Here is a 17169-nt window from a genome sequence, read left to right on the forward strand (position 1 = left end):
TCCTCTCAGTTGGATATTTTTCTATCTTACGAGCAAGAGTATCTCAGTTACAAAATGTTCGGCTCTGGTGAATGGCTGTACTGCGGCAGGATAGGTCGTCAAATCAAAAGAAGTGAAGCGGGAAATCCGCGGTGGTTATGTCGAAGATCTCCCGCTTCACAACGAAAGCGGTCACGTTAGCTAAAAATGTTGTTGGTGGCCGAGGCGAAGTCGCCGCCCCCGAAGGGGGTGGCGGCTTCGCCGATTACGCTCTTGTATCGCTACACTGTCTACGGATTTACCTCGATGAGTCGTACCGCAATACCCTCGATCTGCTGAGCGAGATGTCGCATATTTTGGCCGAGATCGGCCTCGAAGAGGGCGATCTCTCTGACCACTCGACGTTGGTAAAGGCGTTTGATAAGTTCGAGATGAAGGTCTGGCGAGTGCTGCTGCGCCTGTCGGCGCAGCTGCACGACACCGCCGATCACGCTGCGATGGACGCGACGCTTTTCGACTGTGAAACCGCCAGCAAGCACTACTGCCGCCGGACGAACTACCGCGTTCAAACGCTGAAAACGACCGCGCTCGTCGATACGAAAACACAAGCTGTGCTCGACGTTCACTGTACGACCGAGAAACGCCACGACACGCGGATCGGCTGGCAATCTCGCCGCTGACAAAGGCTACGATTGGATGCGATTACGCGAGAAATTGCGCGAAGAAGGCGTGAGACCGCTGATCAAGCACCGCGAGTTCCGACCCATTGATCGCGCGCATCGATGGGTCTCTGTATGGCCAGAGAGCACTGTCTGAGACCGGCTTCTCGACGATTAAGCGTACGCTCGGCCACGCGGTGCGTGCCCGAGCGTGGTACCGCGAATTTCGTGAGATCGTCCTGATGTGTGCGGTCTACAACATCAAGCGCGCCGTGAACCAGTGAAATCAAACGCCACCTGGCGATTCACCAGAGCCCATCAAGCATACGGTGAACTCGTGAAATCAAGCTACGTCTGGCGATTCACCACGGCCCTACATTCCTATCGTCGACGTGCAGCCACCCAGTTCCTGGAGGGGAGAACGACGCGCTTCCGAGTATTAACATCTTACTGAAGACCTCAGTTCGCTATCGTGATTTATAACAAAGTACGCTGGAGCAGTTGACGTCCTATGGTCGAATTAGACGAGCCTGTTAAGTCATCGGAGCCGGATCGACTGCAAGCGGGAGGGACAGCGTCTCGGCGACGCGTTCTCGCGGCCTTCGGTGGTGCAGGTGTCGCACTCGGGATGCCGGGATTGTTCGTTCAGCAGTCCCAGACGATCGAACTCGACGGAGATACAGCGGCGTGGATTGGTCGTGCGCCGGAGTCGATCGCTGGAACCGAAAACCCCACACTGGAACTGGAAGCCGGCCAAGAGTACGAAATCACGTGGGAGAACGTCGACGGACAGCCACACAACATTGCCATTCAGGACAGTGAGGGGGAGAACATCGAGGCTACAGAGACGATAAGCGAACAGGGCGCGACACAGACGTTGTCGTTCACTGCGAGCAGAGAGATGACCACGTACATCTGTGAAGTTCATCCTACGACGATGGTAGGTGACGTTTCGGTGGGTGGCGGAAACGGGGACCAGACGACACAGGAGGGGGACTCGACCGAAGAGCCACCTGACGCCGGTTTCTTCGAGGAGGGGACCGAAATCGGCGTCGAGACGGTCGCGGAGGGGATGACCGCGCCGACGGACTACGCGATCCCCGGCGACGACAGCGGGCGCCAGTTCGTCGCCGACCAGACGGGGGAGGTGTGGGTCGTCGGCGACGACGGATTGCTGGACGAACCGTTCATCGACGTGTCCGACCGTATGGTCACACTCGGCGAGTTCGACGGTTCCTACGCCAATCCCGAATCGATGTACGACGAGCGCGGCCTGCTCGGCGTAGACTTCCACCCGGAGTTCTCGGACAACGGCAGGTTCTTCCTCCATTACAGTGTGCCGCCGAACGACGAGACGCCGGACGGCTGGGATCACGTCGAGGTCGTCTCGGAGTTCCAGACGAGCGACGACGGCCAGTCGGCAGATCCGGAGTCCGAGCGCGTCCTCCTGGAGTTCCAGAAACCGCAGTACAACCACAACGGGGGACCGATGGCGTTCGGGCCGGACGGCTACCTCTACGTGCCGATGGGTGACGGTGGCGGTGCGAACGACGATATGTACGGTCACGTCGAGGACTGGTACGATCGAAACAGCGGCGGGAACGGCCAGGATGTCACGGAGAACCTGCTCGGTGACATCGTGCGCATCGACGTCGATTCGGAGGGCAATGACACTCCTTACGGGATCCCCGAGGACAATCCGTTCGTCGGCACCGAGGGCCGGGACGAGATCTACGCCTACGGGTTCCGCAATCCCTACGGCGTCTCCTTCGACAGCGAAGGGAACCTGTTCGTCGCTGACGCCGGCCAGAACCTCTTCGAGGAGATCGACGTCGTCGAACGCGGCGGCAACTACGGTTGGAACGTCAAGGAGGGGACGCACTGCTTCAGCACGGAGAGCTCGAGCGACCCGGACGCGATCACGGATTGCCCGACGAGCGAACCGGACGAGGCGCCGTACACCGGGCAGGAGTTCATCGACCCGGTCGCCGAGTTCCCTCGCGTGTATCAGGACGAGAGCGTCGGAATCGTGGCGATCGGTGGCCACCGCTACGAGGCGAGTGCCATCCCGGATCTCGAGGGGAAGTACGTCTTCGGTGCCTGGACGACCGACCCCGCGCGCGACGAACCCGACGGACGCATCCTCGCGGCGACGCCGCCCGAGGACTTCGGTGATGGAGAGATGGACGATCCCCCGGACGAACTCTGGGAGATGGAGGAACTCGTGGTCAGCGGCGGTCTCGGTTACTTCGTCCGGATGTTCGGTCAGGGAGCGGACGGCGAGGTGTACGTTCTCGCCAACCAGCGGGGAGTTCCGGAGGGCGACACTGGAGTGCTCCTGGAGATAGTTCCCCCGGAGGAGGAAAACGGTGATACTGAGACGGCGACGGAGGGGGACACTGCTACGGACACTGAAACCGAGACGGAGGGTACGGACGAAGCGACCGGTACGGACGGCGGGAATGGGACCGAAACAGAAACGCCCGGGTTCGGCGCCATCACGTCGGCGGTTGCCGTACTCGGCAGCGTGGGACTGATGCTCTGGCGTCGCAATAACAACGAAGACGACTGACGCTCGAGTCCCCCACCACTGCGGTTTTGACTTCCCAGCAACCGGGTGTCTACGGGGTGTGCGTATCTGTCCATCGAGCCTCAGTCGCCTCCTTCACCGCCGACGCATTCCGTGCCACTCGCAACACCGTCCCGAGTTCGTCGGCGAGGTCGTTCTCACCGGGTCCGACACTTCGAACCTGGTAGCTTCTATGTCCGTGCGTGCATATCGGGTCGTGCATCCCATCGGGCGACTGTCGTGACGGAGTTTCCGCAGGATGCTGTAGACGTGTTCGTATGCTTCGTCGACGAGTTCGTTGTTCTCTATAGCTCCTGTGATGGCGTACTTGAGGAATGTCATTCCTCCTTCAACGACCGGTGTACCGACGTATTCCGCTGCAGTCTAGTGTTTCACCACAGTCAAATGTTCGTTAACGCTTCAAGGAAACCACCTCAGTAACGATCGGCGTACCGAACGCAGTCATCAATAGGGCGAATAGAATGATCAATCACTCCCGAACGTCGCTGCGGGGCCGATAATCATCGGTTGGCTCATATCAGCTTTGGCGTATTGGATCATCTCCCGATAGTCCACTCGACTGTCTTCGCCATATCGATCACGGCGATAGAAGTCACCAATTATTGCGACAGGATCTTGGCAGACGACTGGAATAACTTTGTCCTCGGATAGATTCCATTCCGTAGCGAACAGAGTAGCATAGATAGCTGCCTGCCCTAGGCCCTTTAGAAACGGTCTAGTCGCTCTCTCAGGTGGACCTCGTTTAATTTCCACAACAAACCAGTGGTCGTCAGCCTTCACAAGTAAGTCTGCTCGCCGAGCAGATGGTCTCGACGACGAGAGCTGTGAGCCGATCGGAATTTCGCGATACGTACGGAGATCATTAAATCCGAATACATCTGACAGCAACGTACAGAAGTCTTGAGCAACCGACTCCTCAGCCTCACTCTGGAGCGTTTCACCCGATTCTGTCGCTAACCAAGACTCACAGGATGAAGTGTCTTCAGGCGCGCTCGGCGCAAACATACTTGGCGACAGTGTTCGCCACCGACCAGATTCGAGGTAGTCAACATCAATGCCGAGGTTGTGACACTCCGCAAGGATAGGCGCAGCAGCGGCGTCAAGGTTACAAACGACGAGTCGTTTGTCGATCCACTTGAGCTCCGGTTTTGGTCGATAGGTCTTCAGTGAATCTCCGTCAGAGTACTGGAAGATGTGAGACTCGAAACCACTAATCTCTCTCTTCGTCTCCCAGTCGGTACCACGATCGGCGTACCACTTTCGGACAATGTCTCGGTCACGCTTCCTGAGATACGAGTAGATGAGTAGTTGTCCGATTCCAGTAAATGTGGGAGTGCGCTTACACTCAATGAGTGTTTCCTCAGCACTATCAGAAGCAGACTGAATTCCGTCAGCGCTCATAGCGAGCGGACCCTGAGAGCCTCTAATTAATGACTTCTCATCCTTCAGGAGACAGTTCCCAATCGGTACTTCACGCAGAACTTGCGTCGTCTGAGCATCTATGTATGCTGTACAACACTCTTCTTCGGATCGCGATTGCTTTGTCATTTCGCTGGCTTCACCTCTTCGTACTTATATGGTGAATAGACGTCCCGTGTCTCCCAGAGCGGATCAGGTTCTTTCCTTGCTTCCGTCGGTGGTTCATCCGCCACAATCAGTTCTGACCGGGTCGTGCTCTCGGTGCTATTACCCCAGGGAATCATAGTTTTGGTCGGGAGAGTATATGTGGGTGGTGGCGTCTCCTTGGGGAGGCTCGTTTTGCCCGTTTCAGTCGAATTTCCAGCCGATTCTTCGTAACTAATCGAAATATCGAGTGTATGTGATCCTTTGGACAGAGGATCTCTCAGAGTCCAGTATTCGATTCCGTATCCTGAGTGGACCTCATCCAGAAGCGGAATTGGCTCGCCGTCAATGCAAACCGTAAGTTCGCTACGGCGCAGAAGTCGTCGCTGGAATGCCAGAAGCTCACGGGCAGTCGCTGACATATCTTTGTCGAAGGGGGGATATGGTAGGGGTTGCAGCGCACACCAGTACATAATATGAGTGTCGCGAGGAACCGTAATCTGCGTCGGATCCCCCGGCTCTAGCGGGACAGCTACCGGGACCACGCCGGTCAAATCCATACTTGGAGTCGATGACTTGAGTCCTAATATAGTGTGTGTCACTGGTAGAGGAGTATTCGTACTACGCTCTAATGGTAGCTTCACCGAAGCAACTTGCCAAGTATGTAGTCTATTCTATGGCTTCTCCCGAATGTTCTGTGGAGTTTACAAAAAGACGCTATGAGTCTTCTTCAAGTGTTTCTGGAGGGTCTGACTCCTCACAACTGGCCCACTATTATTGAGTTATTCAGACGTTGTCTAGGTATCCTCTCCGCTGCTCAAGTTTGACCTCTTCTGAACGCTTGTCGTAGTGCTGGTCAAGCACGTCTCGACTGACATTCATCCGATCACTCACGGCCTCTGCAGGGACGTCCTTCGTCAGGAAGTGGGTGATGCTCCCTCGTCGAATTGCGTGAGGACCAACTGCCTCCGGACACTTCTTGTCGAAACTGTCGACGCAGTCCGGACAGGGTTCTCCTTGGAAACAAGGTGCGGTCGTGTCGTAGGTGATTCGGCGGAACGAGTTTCGAGACAGGCGTCCGAACTTACTCGTGACGAGCGGCTTTCGACCTGCGTCGTCGACTTTGTCTTTCCGTGTATTCTCGATGTACTCATCCAGCAATTCGACGAGGTCCTTGGTGATGGCAATCGGTCTCTCACCGCTTTTGCCGTTTTGAGTGTCGTCCCGTTGTCTGAACGGTGTACCAGCTCGATATACCCTTCGTCGAGATGTACGTCCTCCAGATCGATAGAGTGCGCTGCTCCGGTCCTAATTCCCGTCTCCCAGAGCAGGGCGATGATAATGTGCCGTCGAGATGCGAAGTGATACTTTTCCAGGTACTGCAGAAGCTCCTGTGCCGTCTCAGCGTCGAGCATATCATCACGCTGGCGCTCTCCGCGACCGACTTGTGGAACCATTACCTTATCATAGAGATCTGGAGGGACTGCCTCGATAGAAGCCGCCCACTTGAGGAAGACACGCAGCGTACACATATGCTGGCGGAGCGTGACCTGATTGATGTCGCCGCGGTCCATATGCCAGAGTCGGAACTGGTGGAGATCCCTCCCAGTGAGTTCGTTTAGATTGTCGATGTCGTTCTCGTCGCACCAGTTGATGATGTGCCTGGTCCGGTAGTCGTGGCTCTGGACTGTTGCTTCGCTACAGTGGGTCGCCTTGTGGTCGAGGTATAGCTCGCGCGCGGTTCTCGGATCGATGGGTTCGAGTTCATCTCGGTGTGCTGTCATAAGCACTCACGAGCCCCGTCGAGAGAGCGAGGCATTGCCAAACTCGGGTCGAAGAGACCGCAACAGTAGCGTTCTGTGTCCGCCCCGACCCACTTTTTGACGGCGCAACCCGACGAGCGGGGCGTGGCGCGAAGCACCACGGCGGGCGAGCGGCGAAGGCCGCGAGTCGGCGAGGAGCCTGCGCCGTCGAAGTGGGCACGCGGGGTCGAAGCGGGGAGGTCGCGCGCAGCGGAGCGAGCACGTCCGCGGGTCGAATCCGCCCCGGCCCGTCTCTGATTTCTCGCGACGACGAGCGACAGCTAGGTCTATGGCATCGGGCTCATCGACCTCCGGATCGCCCGAAAATATTGAGTGCCCGCCAAACTACGATAGCGATCGTGGACGTTCTCATCTCCGACCTCCATCTCGATCACGACAACATCATCGAGTACTGCGACCGGCCGTTCGATTCGGTCACAGCGATGAACGAAGCACTCGTCGAGAACTGGAACGCGACCATCGATCCCGGCGATGAGGTGCTGTACGGTGGCGACCTCACCATCCGCTCGTCAGCCGCCGCTCTGCTGGATTGGCTTGAGGAACTCAACGGCGAAATCGTCTTTCTGTTGGGAAACCACGACGAGACCGTGCTACCGGAGTTAGCCCACGTCCGGTTCGTCGAGGAGTTCCGGTTCACGCACCGGGACGTCCCGTTTCACGCCGTGCACGACCCGGCAGACGGCCCCTCGAACCCGTCGGGGTGGCTCCTCCACGGTCACCACCACAACAATTGGCCCGCTCAGTTCCCGTTCGTCGACCACGACGAGCGCCGCGTCAATTTCTCGATCGAGCTGCTGGACTACCGGCCGCTGTCGATCGACCGCCTCGTAGACTACCTCGCTTGCGGTGAGCGGTTTCCCGACCGAACTACCGCTGAGGACGTTCTGGGACGCCGAGAGTGATCACGGGTTCCAAGTAGCGGATTCCGGGGGTGCGAATTCGACCGTGACGTCTGTCGACTCCCGACGTTTCCGTCCGTATCGTTTATCAAACCACCGACCGATTAGTCGGTAACCGAATCCGGTCCCCTCGAGATGACTACAAACCCGAATCGAGACCACCCGCTGATGGCGTTCGACGAGGTCGAGGTCAGCGAGTATATGACGACCGATGTCGACACCGTCAGTCCGGGGGCGTGGGTGACCGACGTGGTGGATCAATTGAAAAGCGGCTCGCGGTACAGCGGACTCCCGGTCGTCGACGCGGACGGGCACCTCCTCGGATTCGTCGGCGCGATCGACCTCCTCGAAGTGAACGGCGACGAGCTCGTCGAGGAGGTGATGACGCGCGAACTCATCGTGGTCCGCCCGGAGATGACCGTCAAAAACGCCGCGCGCGTCATCTTCCGCACGGGACATCAGTTCCTGCCCGTCGTCGACGACGAGCGCAGGCTCTTGGGGATCTTCTCGAACGGCGACGCCGTCAGGAGTCAGATCGAACGGACGACGCCGACAAAGGTACAGAGCACTCGCGAGATGCTCGAACGGCGCTACGACACCGCCGTCGATGTGACCGAACGGGAGGTCGCCGTCTCCGAGTTGATCCCGACTCAGCGCGAGGTGTACGCCGACGAGCTTGAGGGGCGGACGTACGAGCTCGAACACGACCTCGCGGAGCCGCTCATCGTCGTGTCGTACGGTTCCGAAACCTACCTCGTCGACGGACACCACCGCGCACTCGCGGCCCGAAGCCTGGGTATCGACCGCGCGCTCGCCTACGTGCTCTCGGTCTCGCCGGACGACGTCGAGGAACTGGGGTTCGCGACGGTCGCTCGCCGAGGTGGGCTGCGCTCGCTCGAGGACGTCGCGGTCAACGACTACGTGCACCACCCGCTCATCGAGAAGACAGAACCGGATCTGTAAGCGGGACTGCCGCCTCAGAACAGCCGTTCCGTGGCGACTTCCGCGCCGTCGACGACCGCCTCCAGCTTCGCCCACGCGATCTCGGGGTGAACCATCGCCATTCCGGCCTGCGTGTCGAAGCCGCAGTCGGGTGCGGCGACGATCCGGCTCGGGTCGCCGACGGCGTCGGCGACGCGCTCGATGCGGTCGGCGACGACCTCGGGGTGCTCGACGACGTTCGTCTTCACGTCGACGACGCCCGGGATGAGCGTCCAGTCCTCGGGCAGCGGGTGCTCGCGGAAGACGCGGTACTCGTGTTGGTGTCGCGGGTTCGCCTCCTCGATCGAGAGCCCGCCGATGTTCAGGTCATAGAGGATCGGAATGATCTCTTCGAGCGGCTTGTCGCGGTGGTGCGGCCCCTCGTAGCTCCCCCAACAGGTGTGGACGCGGATCTGCTCGTCGGGGATGTCCTTCGTCGCCTCGTTGAGCGCGTCGACGTGCATTCGGACGATCGGTTTGAGCTTCTCGATCGGGCGGTCGCCGAAGCCGCGGTGGCCGGTCGTCAGCAGGTCCGGCGCGTCGAGCTGGAGCGTCGCGCCCGTCTCGGCGATGAGCTCGTATTCCTTCTTCAGCGCCTCGCCGACGACCGAGAGGAACTCCTCGTGGGAGTCGTAGTAGTCGTTGACGAGCGTCGCCCCGGCGATGCCGGGAGAGGCCGCGGTGATGAACGTTCCCTCGAAGTCGTGCCCGCTCGCTTCGAGCAGCTCGAAGAACGTCTCGATCTCCTCGCGGGCGGCGTCCTCGCCGACGTATTCGACGGGTCCCGTGACCGACGGCTGTTTGGTCAGGTCGATTCCTTCGGCGTGGAACGCGTCCTCGGCGTACTCGGGGTAGTCCGCCAGATCGTCCCACAGCGGGGCGTCTCGCGTGTCTCCGATACCCGAGAGACGATTGGCGACGTACCAGTTAAAGGAGACGCGCGGCTGTTCGCCGTTGTTGATGATATCGAGGCCGATGTCCGCCTGCCGCTGGATGACGGTCTCGGTCGCGTCGACGACGGCGTCGTGCCACTCGCCCTCGTCGACCTCCTCGCCGTCCTGTCGGCGCGTCAGGAGTTCGAGCAGTTCCGGCGTTCGTGGGAGACTTCCGATGTGTGTCGTCTGGATGCGGTCGCGAGTCATTCGGTACTCGAAGCAACCACGTGGCCATTAATATGACTTGTGGTTACTATCTGTACAATAAATATGTCCATAAGTTATCTTACGATCGGGTTCGAGTGCATAATACCGGCTTACTCCGGATTCAGCGGGTTGGCTGCGTATAACTAATCCGCCCGCTCCCCTCCAGAGTGGTATGCTGCTCAACACAGCCTCGCTCGTTCCGACGCCGACTTCGCTTACGTCCGTCCCGCTCCAGTTCTCCGGTGAGTTCTTAGAGTGGGCGATCGTGTTCTTTCTGATCGCCATCGTCGCCGCCGTCGTCGGTGCTCGCGGCGTCGCCGGCGTGACGATGACCGTCGCGAAGTGGTTCGTAATTATCTTTCTCATCCTCGCGGTCGTTTCGATTCTGTTGTGAGGTCGTGACAGAGGCGTTCGCCGCGGCACGGATTGGAACGCTCGCGTCCGACCATCTCTCCAGCACACCTCGATTCCGCCTCCCGGTTTCGCTTCGGTCTCTCGATGATCCCCCGTTACGCGCCGCATAGCAATACGCCGGCGAACCGCAGCAGGGGTATGCGACTGGTACAGTTGCTCCTCGCCGAAGAGGACACAGAACGGATCCTGTCGATTCTCGACGACGAGGGGATCGATTACCTCCTCTTCGAGACCGCCGGTTCCGACGGCGAGGGCGTAGACGGCGATAAGTCTGTAGACGGCGACGTGCTCGTGGAGTTTCCGCTGCCCGATCAGGCCGTCGAGTACGTCGAAGACAGGCTCGGCGAGGCGGGAATCGAACAGCGGTACGTGATCACCCTCGCCGCCGAATCGGCACGGACGGAGCGCTTCGCGGAGCTCGAAGACCGCTTCATCACGGGTACCGAGGAGGGTGACAGCATCTCGCCGGCGGAACTCCGAACGACCGCCTTGAACCTCCACCCCGATCCGCTCCCGTACTATTCGATGACGGTCGTGAGCGCCCTCGTTGCGGTCGCGGGACTGCTGGTCGACTCCGCCGCCCTTGTCGTCGGCGCGATGGTCATCGCCCCGCAGGTCGGCTCCGCGCTCACCGCGAGCGTCGGCGCGACGATCGGCGACTGGGAGATGCTCGACGACGGCGTGCGCGCACAGCTACTGAGTCTCTCGCTCGCGGTTCTCGGTGCCGCCGCGTTCGGGGTCGCATTACAGTTCACGGGATTCGTCTCCCCGACAGTCGACGTCGAGACGATCGCACAGGTCGGCGAGCGGACCTCGCCGGGGCTGCTCACGCTCGCGGTCGGGCTCGCAGCCGGCATCGCTGGTGCAGTCGGACTCGCCACGGCGCTTCCCGTCTCGATCGTCGGCGTGATGATCGCGGCGGCACTCATCCCCGCGGCCGCCGCCGTCGGGATCGGCATCGCGTGGAGCGAACCGGGCGTCGCAATCGGCGCGTCCGTCCTCCTCGTCGCGAACCTCGTGTCGGTCAACGTCGCCGGCTTCGCGACGCTCCGCGCGTTCGGCTACCGATCGGCGGATACGGACACGTCATCGGGGCCGCGACTCGGTCCCGTCCTCCTCGCGCTCGCGCTCGTCGCCGCGGTCCTCGCGTCGGGAGCGCTCTTCACCGCGCAGGCGTCGTTCGAGAACGAGGTCAACAGCGCCGTCGGCGACGTCCTCGACGACGAGGCGTACGACGACCTCGAATTAGTCCAGACGCGCGCGGAGTTCGTCGTCGTTCCCGGGTCGTCGCCGCCGGACGTCCGGGTCGTCGTGCACCGACCGGCCGACGAGCCGTTTCCGGATCTCGCCGCTGATCTCGGGGGAGTGATCGAGGACAGAACGGGTCGGGAAGTGAACGTCGGGGTCGAGTTCGTCGAGGTGCAGCGGTACGAGGCGGAGGGGTGAGAAGTGCCCGAAACGTCTACGTTCCCTATCACGTCGCAGTCATCTTACTTGTGGATGGGTAACGCTTAACACATTCTGCAGCCCTCTATTCATAGATCTGATGACTGACTCGAACGGGGAGCACGCGGACTTCCCCGAGGACGACGGACGCCGCCGTGTGTTGGGATATGCGGGGCTCGCGGCACTCCTCGGAAGCGGTGGGGCCGGTTCGTGGTACGTTTCGCGGCGGGAAGACACTGGTAACGGGGACAGCGAGGGATACGTGTCGACGCCCGGCGACGACGAAGGCGTGGTCGACGCCCCCGAAGGGATTCCTGCGATCGTTGAGCGATACGCGCCCGACCTGTACTTCGGCGCGTTGGAGAAGTGGTATCCGACTGATCCGCGGCCGTATGTCGTCGAAACCGACGACGGGTCGGTCGTAGACGGGTTCGCCGCGCTCGAGGAGTACTCGGCGGCGTTCCGCGAGGCGGGCGCTCCGCCCGCGCCAACCGTGTTTTACAACGTCGTCGAGGCGGCAGCGGGGATCGACGCGGTGCAGTACTGGCTCTACTTCGCGTTCGATCAGTTCACCGTCAATTTCCACTGGCACGATTGGGAGCTGTTGCAGGTGTTCGTCGACCGGCAGACCGGCGAGCCGCTGTTGCTTTCGGCGAGCGCGCACTCGCGGAAGAGTCCGAACAACGAGTTCCTCGATCCGGCGATCCCCGAGGGATCGCGCCCGGGGATCCTCTCGGAGGTCGGCTCGCACTCCAGCGCCAGCGAGGTCAACGAACTCGTCCCGAGCTTCGAGCGGCTCCCGACCGCCGACCTCACCTCCGACGTGACCAACGACGTCATTGACGTCTCGTCATCGCTTCGCGGCCCGTTCGCGTACGGACTCCCGCGCGATGAGGGCGCTCGCCTCCCCTTCGTGCTCCCGGAGCTCGATGGCGTCCCACTCTACGAACACCCGTCGTTGTCGATCGATCGAGCCGACCTGATCGACGAACGCGTAACCGTCGGTTCGTGGCGTGGACTCCCGACGCCGCCTGCGGACCTCCCGTTGCGCGAGCCCGGACTCGTGCTCGCTCATCCCGACAGCGCGATTGCGACCGACGAGGCGGATGCGACCTACGTGCTCGAACCGCTCGCTTCTCTCCAAGACGTCATCGACGATTTCGTCGGCCCGCAGTTGAGCTTCGAGTTCGCGATCCCAGGATTCGTCGAGGACGCGATCGCGAGCCACATCACGTCGGTCGGCATCCCGTGGGAACAGGAACGCTTCACTGACCCGCTCGCCGACGTGACCGATCCACGTCACCGGCGTCGGATCGACGGTGCCGAGCCTGCAGGGTTGCGGAACCGGCTCGTCGGACGGGTCCGACAGCTTCGCAGCGGTGTCGACGGCGCGCTCGACGGGATCAGCGATGGGGCACGGGACGCGGTCGCCGACGTCGCCAGCGTCTCGTTGTACGCGCCGCCGGTGGAGTTGGCCGCTCGCCTCGCGAGCGACGACCCGACCGCGGTGGTGACCCGTGGCGGGTCCTTCGGCTATCTCCACGTCGAGTCCGGGCCGCATCTGCTCGTCGTCAACGGCCCGGGGATCGCGCCGCTCGCGGAGCGATTCGTCCACGAGGGCGGGCTCGTTCGAGCCGGCGACGACGGCGAACTCACGGTGGTTGCGACCGAGGACGCCGGGTGGATCCGAGGCGAGGCCCGGGAGACGACCGGGGTCTCGCGCGTCCGCGTGATCGAGGACTACGCGGGCGTCGTCTACGACGGCGAGCCGGTCGAGTCGGATCGCTTCGCGGTCGCGGTCCACCGCGAGGGTCGCTACACGGTGGAGGTCGTCGACCGCGACGGTCGCCTCGGAGCGTATCGAGTCACTCCAGACTCCTTCGACGACGACGGGAACGCGATTCGAGCGGGGATCCGGACCGGTAAACTGTCTCTCACGAGAACGCTTCGGGACGAACTCGACGAGTTGTACGTCCTCGCAGAGACGTTGGCGGGGGCCGACGCGGATGAGACGACCGATACAGCCGAGACGACTGATACGGCGGACAGCGACACCGATCGCGACCGCACTGGAGATACCCAAGATTCGGTGCTCGATCGCCTCCGGCGTGCCGTCTCTCTCGCCGATGAGGCGGTCACCGCCGCCGAAAACGGCGACGAGGGGACCACGGACGAGCGGCTCTCCTCGGTCGTTTCGGTGCTCTGGGACGTCCGTGAAACCCTCGTCGACGAGGGGCAGGGCGGCTACGACGACGAGGCTGTCGCGGCGATCGAGCCGAAAGTGGGTGCGGGGATCGACCGCGCGAACGTCGCGCGGGATGCGGATCTCTGATACGGACTGTCCGTTCTATTCGCGGCACTCACAATCGATGAGCGTTCCGACCGTCCCGTCGAGCGGAGTATCACGCTGGTTCTACGGACGTAATCGGTCGTCAACGCGACCTTTGCAGATCTAAGATCAGGTATGAGGCCTCGGCACTCATAGGGTTCGTCGTCGCCGAGTGCCACCCCGGCTCGGAACGGTGCCGTCGTCATCGGCCGGTCGGCTATTGAAAGTCGGCTTCAAAGAGCGTTGCGAGGTCGCGACGAACTGTCGAAGTCGACAACACCTATTTACTGGTCGAAATAATCGTTCCATCGATGCCCTCCAAAATCCGCGACGTCCTGTTCAGCGAGCCGTCCGGCCGGCGAACGGCGGCGGTGATGTTCGCCGGCTCGCTCGCCTTCGTGGCGCTCTACGCCTACAACTGGATCGTCGGCGAGTCCGTGTTCGTGGGCGGGCTCTTCCTGCTCGTCGGCTCCGGGGTATCCGGCATCGCGGAGTCACTTCCGAAAGACCGGCGACGGGCCGCGGGCGTCTTCCGCATCGTCGCGATTCTCGTCTTGCTCTCGCTGATCGCCATCGTCGTCTTCGCTCCGCAGTTAATCGTCGGTAGTCGATGAATTCCGCAGTGAACAGCCTCTCAGACGACGCGGCCGAACGCCAGCGTCCCGCTGGTCCGTTCGACGATCGCACGGACGGTTTGGCCCTCTTGCGCGCCGGAGATGAAGATGGTGAACTTGCCTTTCTCGGCGACGCCGTCGCCCTTGCGACCCGTGCCGGTGATCTCCAGTTCGTAGGTCTGGCCCTCTTCGACGGCCGGACCGGACTGGGTCTGCGTCTTCGCGGCGCGCTTTGCGACCGGGCGGAACGCACCGCAGGCCTCACAGCGGAGCATATCCACGCCGTCCTCGGTGACCAGTCGGGTGTCCGGCAGGCCGCACTCCGTGCAGGTGACGTACTCGGCGACGTACTCGTCGATGGCGGCCTCGAAGTCCGCGACGCTGAACGAGCCGTTGTAGCGCGCGCGGTCGTCGTCGAGCTGGCCGTTCGTCCCGAGTTCGCGCTGGACGTTCCGGTGGACGTGTTCGACGTCGCGACCGAGCGCGTCGGCGATGTCACCGAGGTTCGTCAGCCGGGTGAACGCGCCGTCCGTCTCGCCTTGAGGATCGGGGATGCTGAGCCGTGACTGCTCCTCGTTCCGCTCCGGAAGGGCCTCAAGCGCCCTGTCGAGAGAGTCTGCGTAGTTCATACCTCCAAGAATGGGTGGGGCCGTAAAGCCGTTCCGTGTGTCGCGTTCGCGCACGATGCCCACGTGAACGATTCTCCTACTTACTCCGGCGGTTCGCCCGCGCGCTCTCGCGCGGCCGCGACGACGAGCGGCAGCGTGACGGTCGCGTCGCCGACGACGGTGACGTTCCGCGCGGACTTCTCTAATTTGCCCCACGAGCGCGCCTCATCGAGCGTCGCCCCGGAGAGCCCGCCGGTGTGATCCGGATCCATCGTCAACTGGACGGCGTAGTCGTACGCGCCGGGGATCGTCAGCATCGTCTGCAGCACGTAGTTCTTCGGGACGCCGCCGCCGACGACCATCGCGCCCGCCTTCTCGGCGTCGAAGGCGAGATCGGAGAGGTGCGTCATATCGCCCAACGCGTCCAACCCGAACTCGGAGGTCTGCGAGTACACCCACGCTTGGATTCCCAACACCGAGTCCTGAATCGCCGGGCAGTAGATCGGCACGTCGTTCTCGTACGCCGCGGCGGCGATGCCGGCGTCCTCGTCGACGTCGCGCTCGCGGTTCTGCTCCGCGTTCGCGCGACCCAATTCTTCGGTGAACTCTTGGATCGACACCCGGCGCTCGACGTTCGGAAAGACGTTCTCGCGGAGGTGCGACTCGAAGAGCGCGAAGTGCTCTTGGGGGAGATACACGTTATAAATCCGATCGACGCCCTCGTCGCGGAGCGACTCGTCGTGATCGCGAGGAGTTTCGCCCGTCGGCTCTGCGTCCGGTGCGGCGGGGTGGGGGTCGTGCGGCTCCACGCGGCCGTGGTGGTGCTTGCCGCCGATCGCCTCGATGGCGTCGTGCGTCAGGTTCGCGCCGGTCGTCACGAGGGCGTCGATGTGGCCGTCGCGAATGAGGTCGACGACGATCTGTCTCATTCCAGCGGGGACCATCGCGCCCGCGAGCCCGAAGAGGTTCGTCACGTCGTCGTCTGCGAGCATCTCCGCGTAGACGTCGACGGCGCTGTCGACGCTCGCCGCGCCGATGCCCGCCTTGCCGTACTCCTCGGCCAGTTCGCCGACGGTCATCCCGGCGCGAACCCGCGTGTGGCCGATCGGTGCCTCGTGGAACTCCTCGCGGTGCGGCGAGTGCTCGTCGCTCGCGTCGGCCTCGCCGTCTGCTCCGCGCGTACCGTCATCGGTTCCGCTCGCACCCTCGTCGCCTCCGGGTTCGTCGCCGTCGGCTCCGTGCTCGTGGTCGTCGGTCATACCGGTTCCTGTGCGACCCGATCGGTTATGTCTCGCGATCCGTCGTTTCTCCCTTTCGCCGTCGGGACCGACCGCTCACAGCCCCGTCGGATGCGACAGTACGGTCGTCTCGACCCCCCACTCCGAAACGAGGTCGGCGAGGGCTTCGACGCCGAACGTCTCGGTCGCGTAGTGACCGGCGAGGAAGACGTTGATTCCCGCCTCGCGCGCCTCGTGGTAGACCTGCTGCTTTCCTTCGCCGGTGATCAACGCGTCCGCGCCGGCGTCGACGGCCTCTTCGAGCCAATCGACCCCCGAGCCGGTGACGATCGCGACGTCGCGGATCTCGTCGGGACCGAAACCGAGCACGTGAGGCTCTCGACCGCCCGTGTCAAGCCCCGCGAGCCGGTCGCGGACGGCGTCGACAGACCGGGGCTTCGAGAGTCGTCCTCGCTGTCCGATCGTGACCGGTCCCAGCTCGCCGAACGGCTCTCTGGAGTCCTCGTCGAGCCCGAGGTGGTCGGCCACCCTCGCGGCGTTGCCCAACTCTTGGTGCCCGTCGAGCGGGAGATGCGAGACGTAGAGCGCGATGTCGTTCTCGACGAGCGCGGAGACGTTCTCGTACTCGCGGTCGGTTACCCGATCTAACCCACCCCAGACGAGGCCGTGATGGACGACGAGGGCGTCGGCACCAGCGTCAGCGGCGTCCTCGATCGTCGCCGCCGCGGCGTCGACTGCGAACGCGATGTGGTCGATTTCACCCTCCTCGGGGCCGATCTGCAGGCCGTTCGGGCTGGCGTCGACGTCGGCGTACGTGTCGGTGTCAAGTCGATCGTCGAGTCTGTCGGCGAGCGTCGAGAGTTGCATACCCCGAGCGAGGTGCG

15 protein-coding genes and 1 pseudogene are annotated in these 17169 nt (G+C 62.2%); 8 read left to right on the top strand and 8 right to left on the bottom strand.

Going from position 1 to position 17169, the window contains the following annotated elements; translation table 11 throughout:
* The first annotated feature begins 137 nt into the window (after nt 1–137).
* Nucleotides 138–922: pseudogene (locus U5919_RS12260) on the top strand (IS5 family transposase).
* 227 nt (nt 923–1149) lie between these two features.
* Entirely contained in the window at nt 1150–3210 is a 2061-nt protein-coding gene (locus U5919_RS12265; RefSeq protein ID WP_336024681.1) for a PQQ-dependent sugar dehydrogenase, read from the top strand.
* Nucleotides 3211–3303: 93 nt separating this feature from the next.
* Here the strand turns inward: U5919_RS12265 and U5919_RS12270 are convergent, their stop codons facing one another.
* The 4 genes from U5919_RS12270 to U5919_RS12285 form a co-directional block, all read right to left on the bottom strand.
* On the bottom strand, nt 3304–3549 hold the full coding sequence (locus U5919_RS12270) for a hypothetical protein (RefSeq protein ID WP_336024682.1): 246 nt from the start codon (nt 3547–3549) through the stop codon (nt 3304–3306).
* 144 nt (nt 3550–3693) lie between these two features.
* Complete coding sequence (locus tag U5919_RS12275; RefSeq protein ID WP_336024683.1) at nt 3694–4629, bottom strand: PD-(D/E)XK nuclease family protein; 936 nt, start codon at nt 4627–4629, stop codon at nt 3694–3696.
* 143 nt (nt 4630–4772) lie between these two features.
* Nucleotides 4773–5351, bottom strand: coding sequence for a hypothetical protein (locus U5919_RS12280; protein WP_336024684.1), 579 nt, complete (start codon nt 5349–5351; stop codon nt 4773–4775).
* Nucleotides 5352–5708: 357 nt separating this feature from the next.
* On the bottom strand, nt 5709–6575 hold the full coding sequence (locus U5919_RS12285; protein WP_336024685.1) for a tyrosine-type recombinase/integrase: 867 nt from the start codon (nt 6573–6575) through the stop codon (nt 5709–5711).
* 377 nt (nt 6576–6952) lie between these two features.
* On the opposite strand from U5919_RS12285, the gene U5919_RS12290 reads away from it, so the two are divergent.
* Together U5919_RS12290 and U5919_RS12295 are read left to right on the top strand one after the other, a co-directional pair.
* A complete protein-coding gene (locus tag U5919_RS12290; RefSeq protein WP_336024686.1) occupies nt 6953–7516 on the top strand; it encodes a hypothetical protein in 564 nt (187 codons plus the stop codon).
* A 165-nt stretch (nt 7517–7681) separates the two neighbouring features.
* Nucleotides 7682–8476 carry a CBS domain-containing protein gene (locus U5919_RS12295; protein WP_336025587.1) on the top strand — a complete coding sequence of 265 codons (795 nt, stop codon included), beginning with the start codon at nt 7682–7684 and terminating at the stop codon, nt 8474–8476.
* 14 nt (nt 8477–8490) lie between these two features.
* Here the strand turns inward: U5919_RS12295 and U5919_RS12300 are convergent, their stop codons facing one another.
* Entirely contained in the window at nt 8491–9636 is a 1146-nt protein-coding gene (locus U5919_RS12300) for a cobalamin-independent methionine synthase II family protein (RefSeq protein ID WP_336024687.1), read from the bottom strand.
* Between the two features lie 172 nt (nt 9637–9808).
* Between U5919_RS12300 and U5919_RS12305 the strand changes: the two genes are divergently transcribed.
* The 4 genes from U5919_RS12305 to U5919_RS12320 all read left to right on the top strand — a co-directional run bounded on the left by U5919_RS12305 (nt 9809) and on the right by U5919_RS12320 (nt 14439).
* Nucleotides 9809–10030 carry a DUF1328 domain-containing protein gene (locus U5919_RS12305; RefSeq protein WP_336024688.1) on the top strand — a complete coding sequence of 74 codons (222 nt, stop codon included), beginning with the start codon at nt 9809–9811 and terminating at the stop codon, nt 10028–10030.
* Nucleotides 10031–10188: 158 nt separating this feature from the next.
* Nucleotides 10189–11496 carry a DUF389 domain-containing protein gene (locus U5919_RS12310; protein ID WP_336024690.1) on the top strand — a complete coding sequence of 436 codons (1308 nt, stop codon included), beginning with the start codon at nt 10189–10191 and terminating at the stop codon, nt 11494–11496.
* Nucleotides 11497–11596: 100 nt separating this feature from the next.
* Nucleotides 11597–13828 (top strand): hypothetical protein, encoded by a 2232-nt coding sequence (locus U5919_RS12315; RefSeq protein ID WP_336024691.1) that lies wholly within the window; start codon nt 11597–11599, stop codon nt 13826–13828.
* A gap of 308 nt (nt 13829–14136) precedes the next feature.
* Nucleotides 14137–14439 carry a DUF8011 family protein gene (locus U5919_RS12320; RefSeq protein WP_336024693.1) on the top strand — a complete coding sequence of 101 codons (303 nt, stop codon included), beginning with the start codon at nt 14137–14139 and terminating at the stop codon, nt 14437–14439.
* A gap of 20 nt (nt 14440–14459) precedes the next feature.
* Here U5919_RS12320 and U5919_RS12325 read toward each other — a convergent pair whose 3' ends face one another.
* The 3 genes from U5919_RS12325 to U5919_RS12335 form a co-directional block, all read right to left on the bottom strand.
* Nucleotides 14460–15068: a translation initiation factor IF-2 subunit beta gene (locus U5919_RS12325; RefSeq protein WP_336024694.1), complete on the bottom strand. Its 609-nt coding sequence runs from the start codon at nt 15066–15068 to the stop codon at nt 14460–14462.
* Between the two features lie 80 nt (nt 15069–15148).
* Nucleotides 15149–16306, bottom strand: a complete 1158-nt coding sequence (locus tag U5919_RS12330; protein ID WP_336024695.1) for a deoxyhypusine synthase — start codon at nt 16304–16306, stop codon at nt 15149–15151.
* Nucleotides 16307–16381: 75 nt separating this feature from the next.
* Nucleotides 16382–17152 (bottom strand): Nif3-like dinuclear metal center hexameric protein, encoded by a 771-nt coding sequence (locus U5919_RS12335; protein ID WP_336024696.1) that lies wholly within the window; start codon nt 17150–17152, stop codon nt 16382–16384.
* Between the last annotated feature and the right edge of the window lie 17 nt (nt 17153–17169).

Source organism: Halobellus sp. LT62 (genome assembly GCF_037031285.1).
Taxonomy (GTDB): domain Archaea; phylum Halobacteriota; class Halobacteria; order Halobacteriales; family Haloferacaceae; genus Haloquadratum; species Haloquadratum salinisoli.

Coding starts and splice junctions, on each gene's coding strand:
- U5919_RS12325 (WP_336024694.1), bottom strand. CDS start 15,068: ATGAACTACGCAGACTCTCTCGACAGGGCGCTTGAGGCCCTTCCGGAG.
- U5919_RS12315 (WP_336024691.1), top strand. CDS start 11,597: ATGACTGACTCGAACGGGGAGCACGCGGACTTCCCCGAGGACGACGGA.
- U5919_RS12295 (WP_336025587.1), top strand. CDS start 7,682: ATGGCGTTCGACGAGGTCGAGGTCAGCGAGTATATGACGACCGATGTC.
- U5919_RS12335 (WP_336024696.1), bottom strand. CDS start 17,152: ATGCAACTCTCGACGCTCGCCGACAGACTCGACGATCGACTTGACACC.
- U5919_RS12300 (WP_336024687.1), bottom strand. CDS start 9,636: ATGACTCGCGACCGCATCCAGACGACACACATCGGAAGTCTCCCACGA.
- U5919_RS12285 (WP_336024685.1), bottom strand. CDS start 6,575: ATGACAGCACACCGAGATGAACTCGAACCCATCGATCCGAGAACCGCG.
- U5919_RS12275 (WP_336024683.1), bottom strand. CDS start 4,629: ATGAGCGCTGACGGAATTCAGTCTGCTTCTGATAGTGCTGAGGAAACA.
- U5919_RS12310 (WP_336024690.1), top strand. CDS start 10,189: ATGCGACTGGTACAGTTGCTCCTCGCCGAAGAGGACACAGAACGGATC.
- U5919_RS12270 (WP_336024682.1), bottom strand. CDS start 3,549: ATGACATTCCTCAAGTACGCCATCACAGGAGCTATAGAGAACAACGAA.
- U5919_RS12280 (WP_336024684.1), bottom strand. CDS start 5,351: ATGGATTTGACCGGCGTGGTCCCGGTAGCTGTCCCGCTAGAGCCGGGG.
- U5919_RS12320 (WP_336024693.1), top strand. CDS start 14,137: ATGCCCTCCAAAATCCGCGACGTCCTGTTCAGCGAGCCGTCCGGCCGG.
- U5919_RS12330 (WP_336024695.1), bottom strand. CDS start 16,306: ATGACCGACGACCACGAGCACGGAGCCGACGGCGACGAACCCGGAGGC.
- U5919_RS12265 (WP_336024681.1), top strand. CDS start 1,150: ATGGTCGAATTAGACGAGCCTGTTAAGTCATCGGAGCCGGATCGACTG.
- U5919_RS12305 (WP_336024688.1), top strand. CDS start 9,809: ATGCTGCTCAACACAGCCTCGCTCGTTCCGACGCCGACTTCGCTTACG.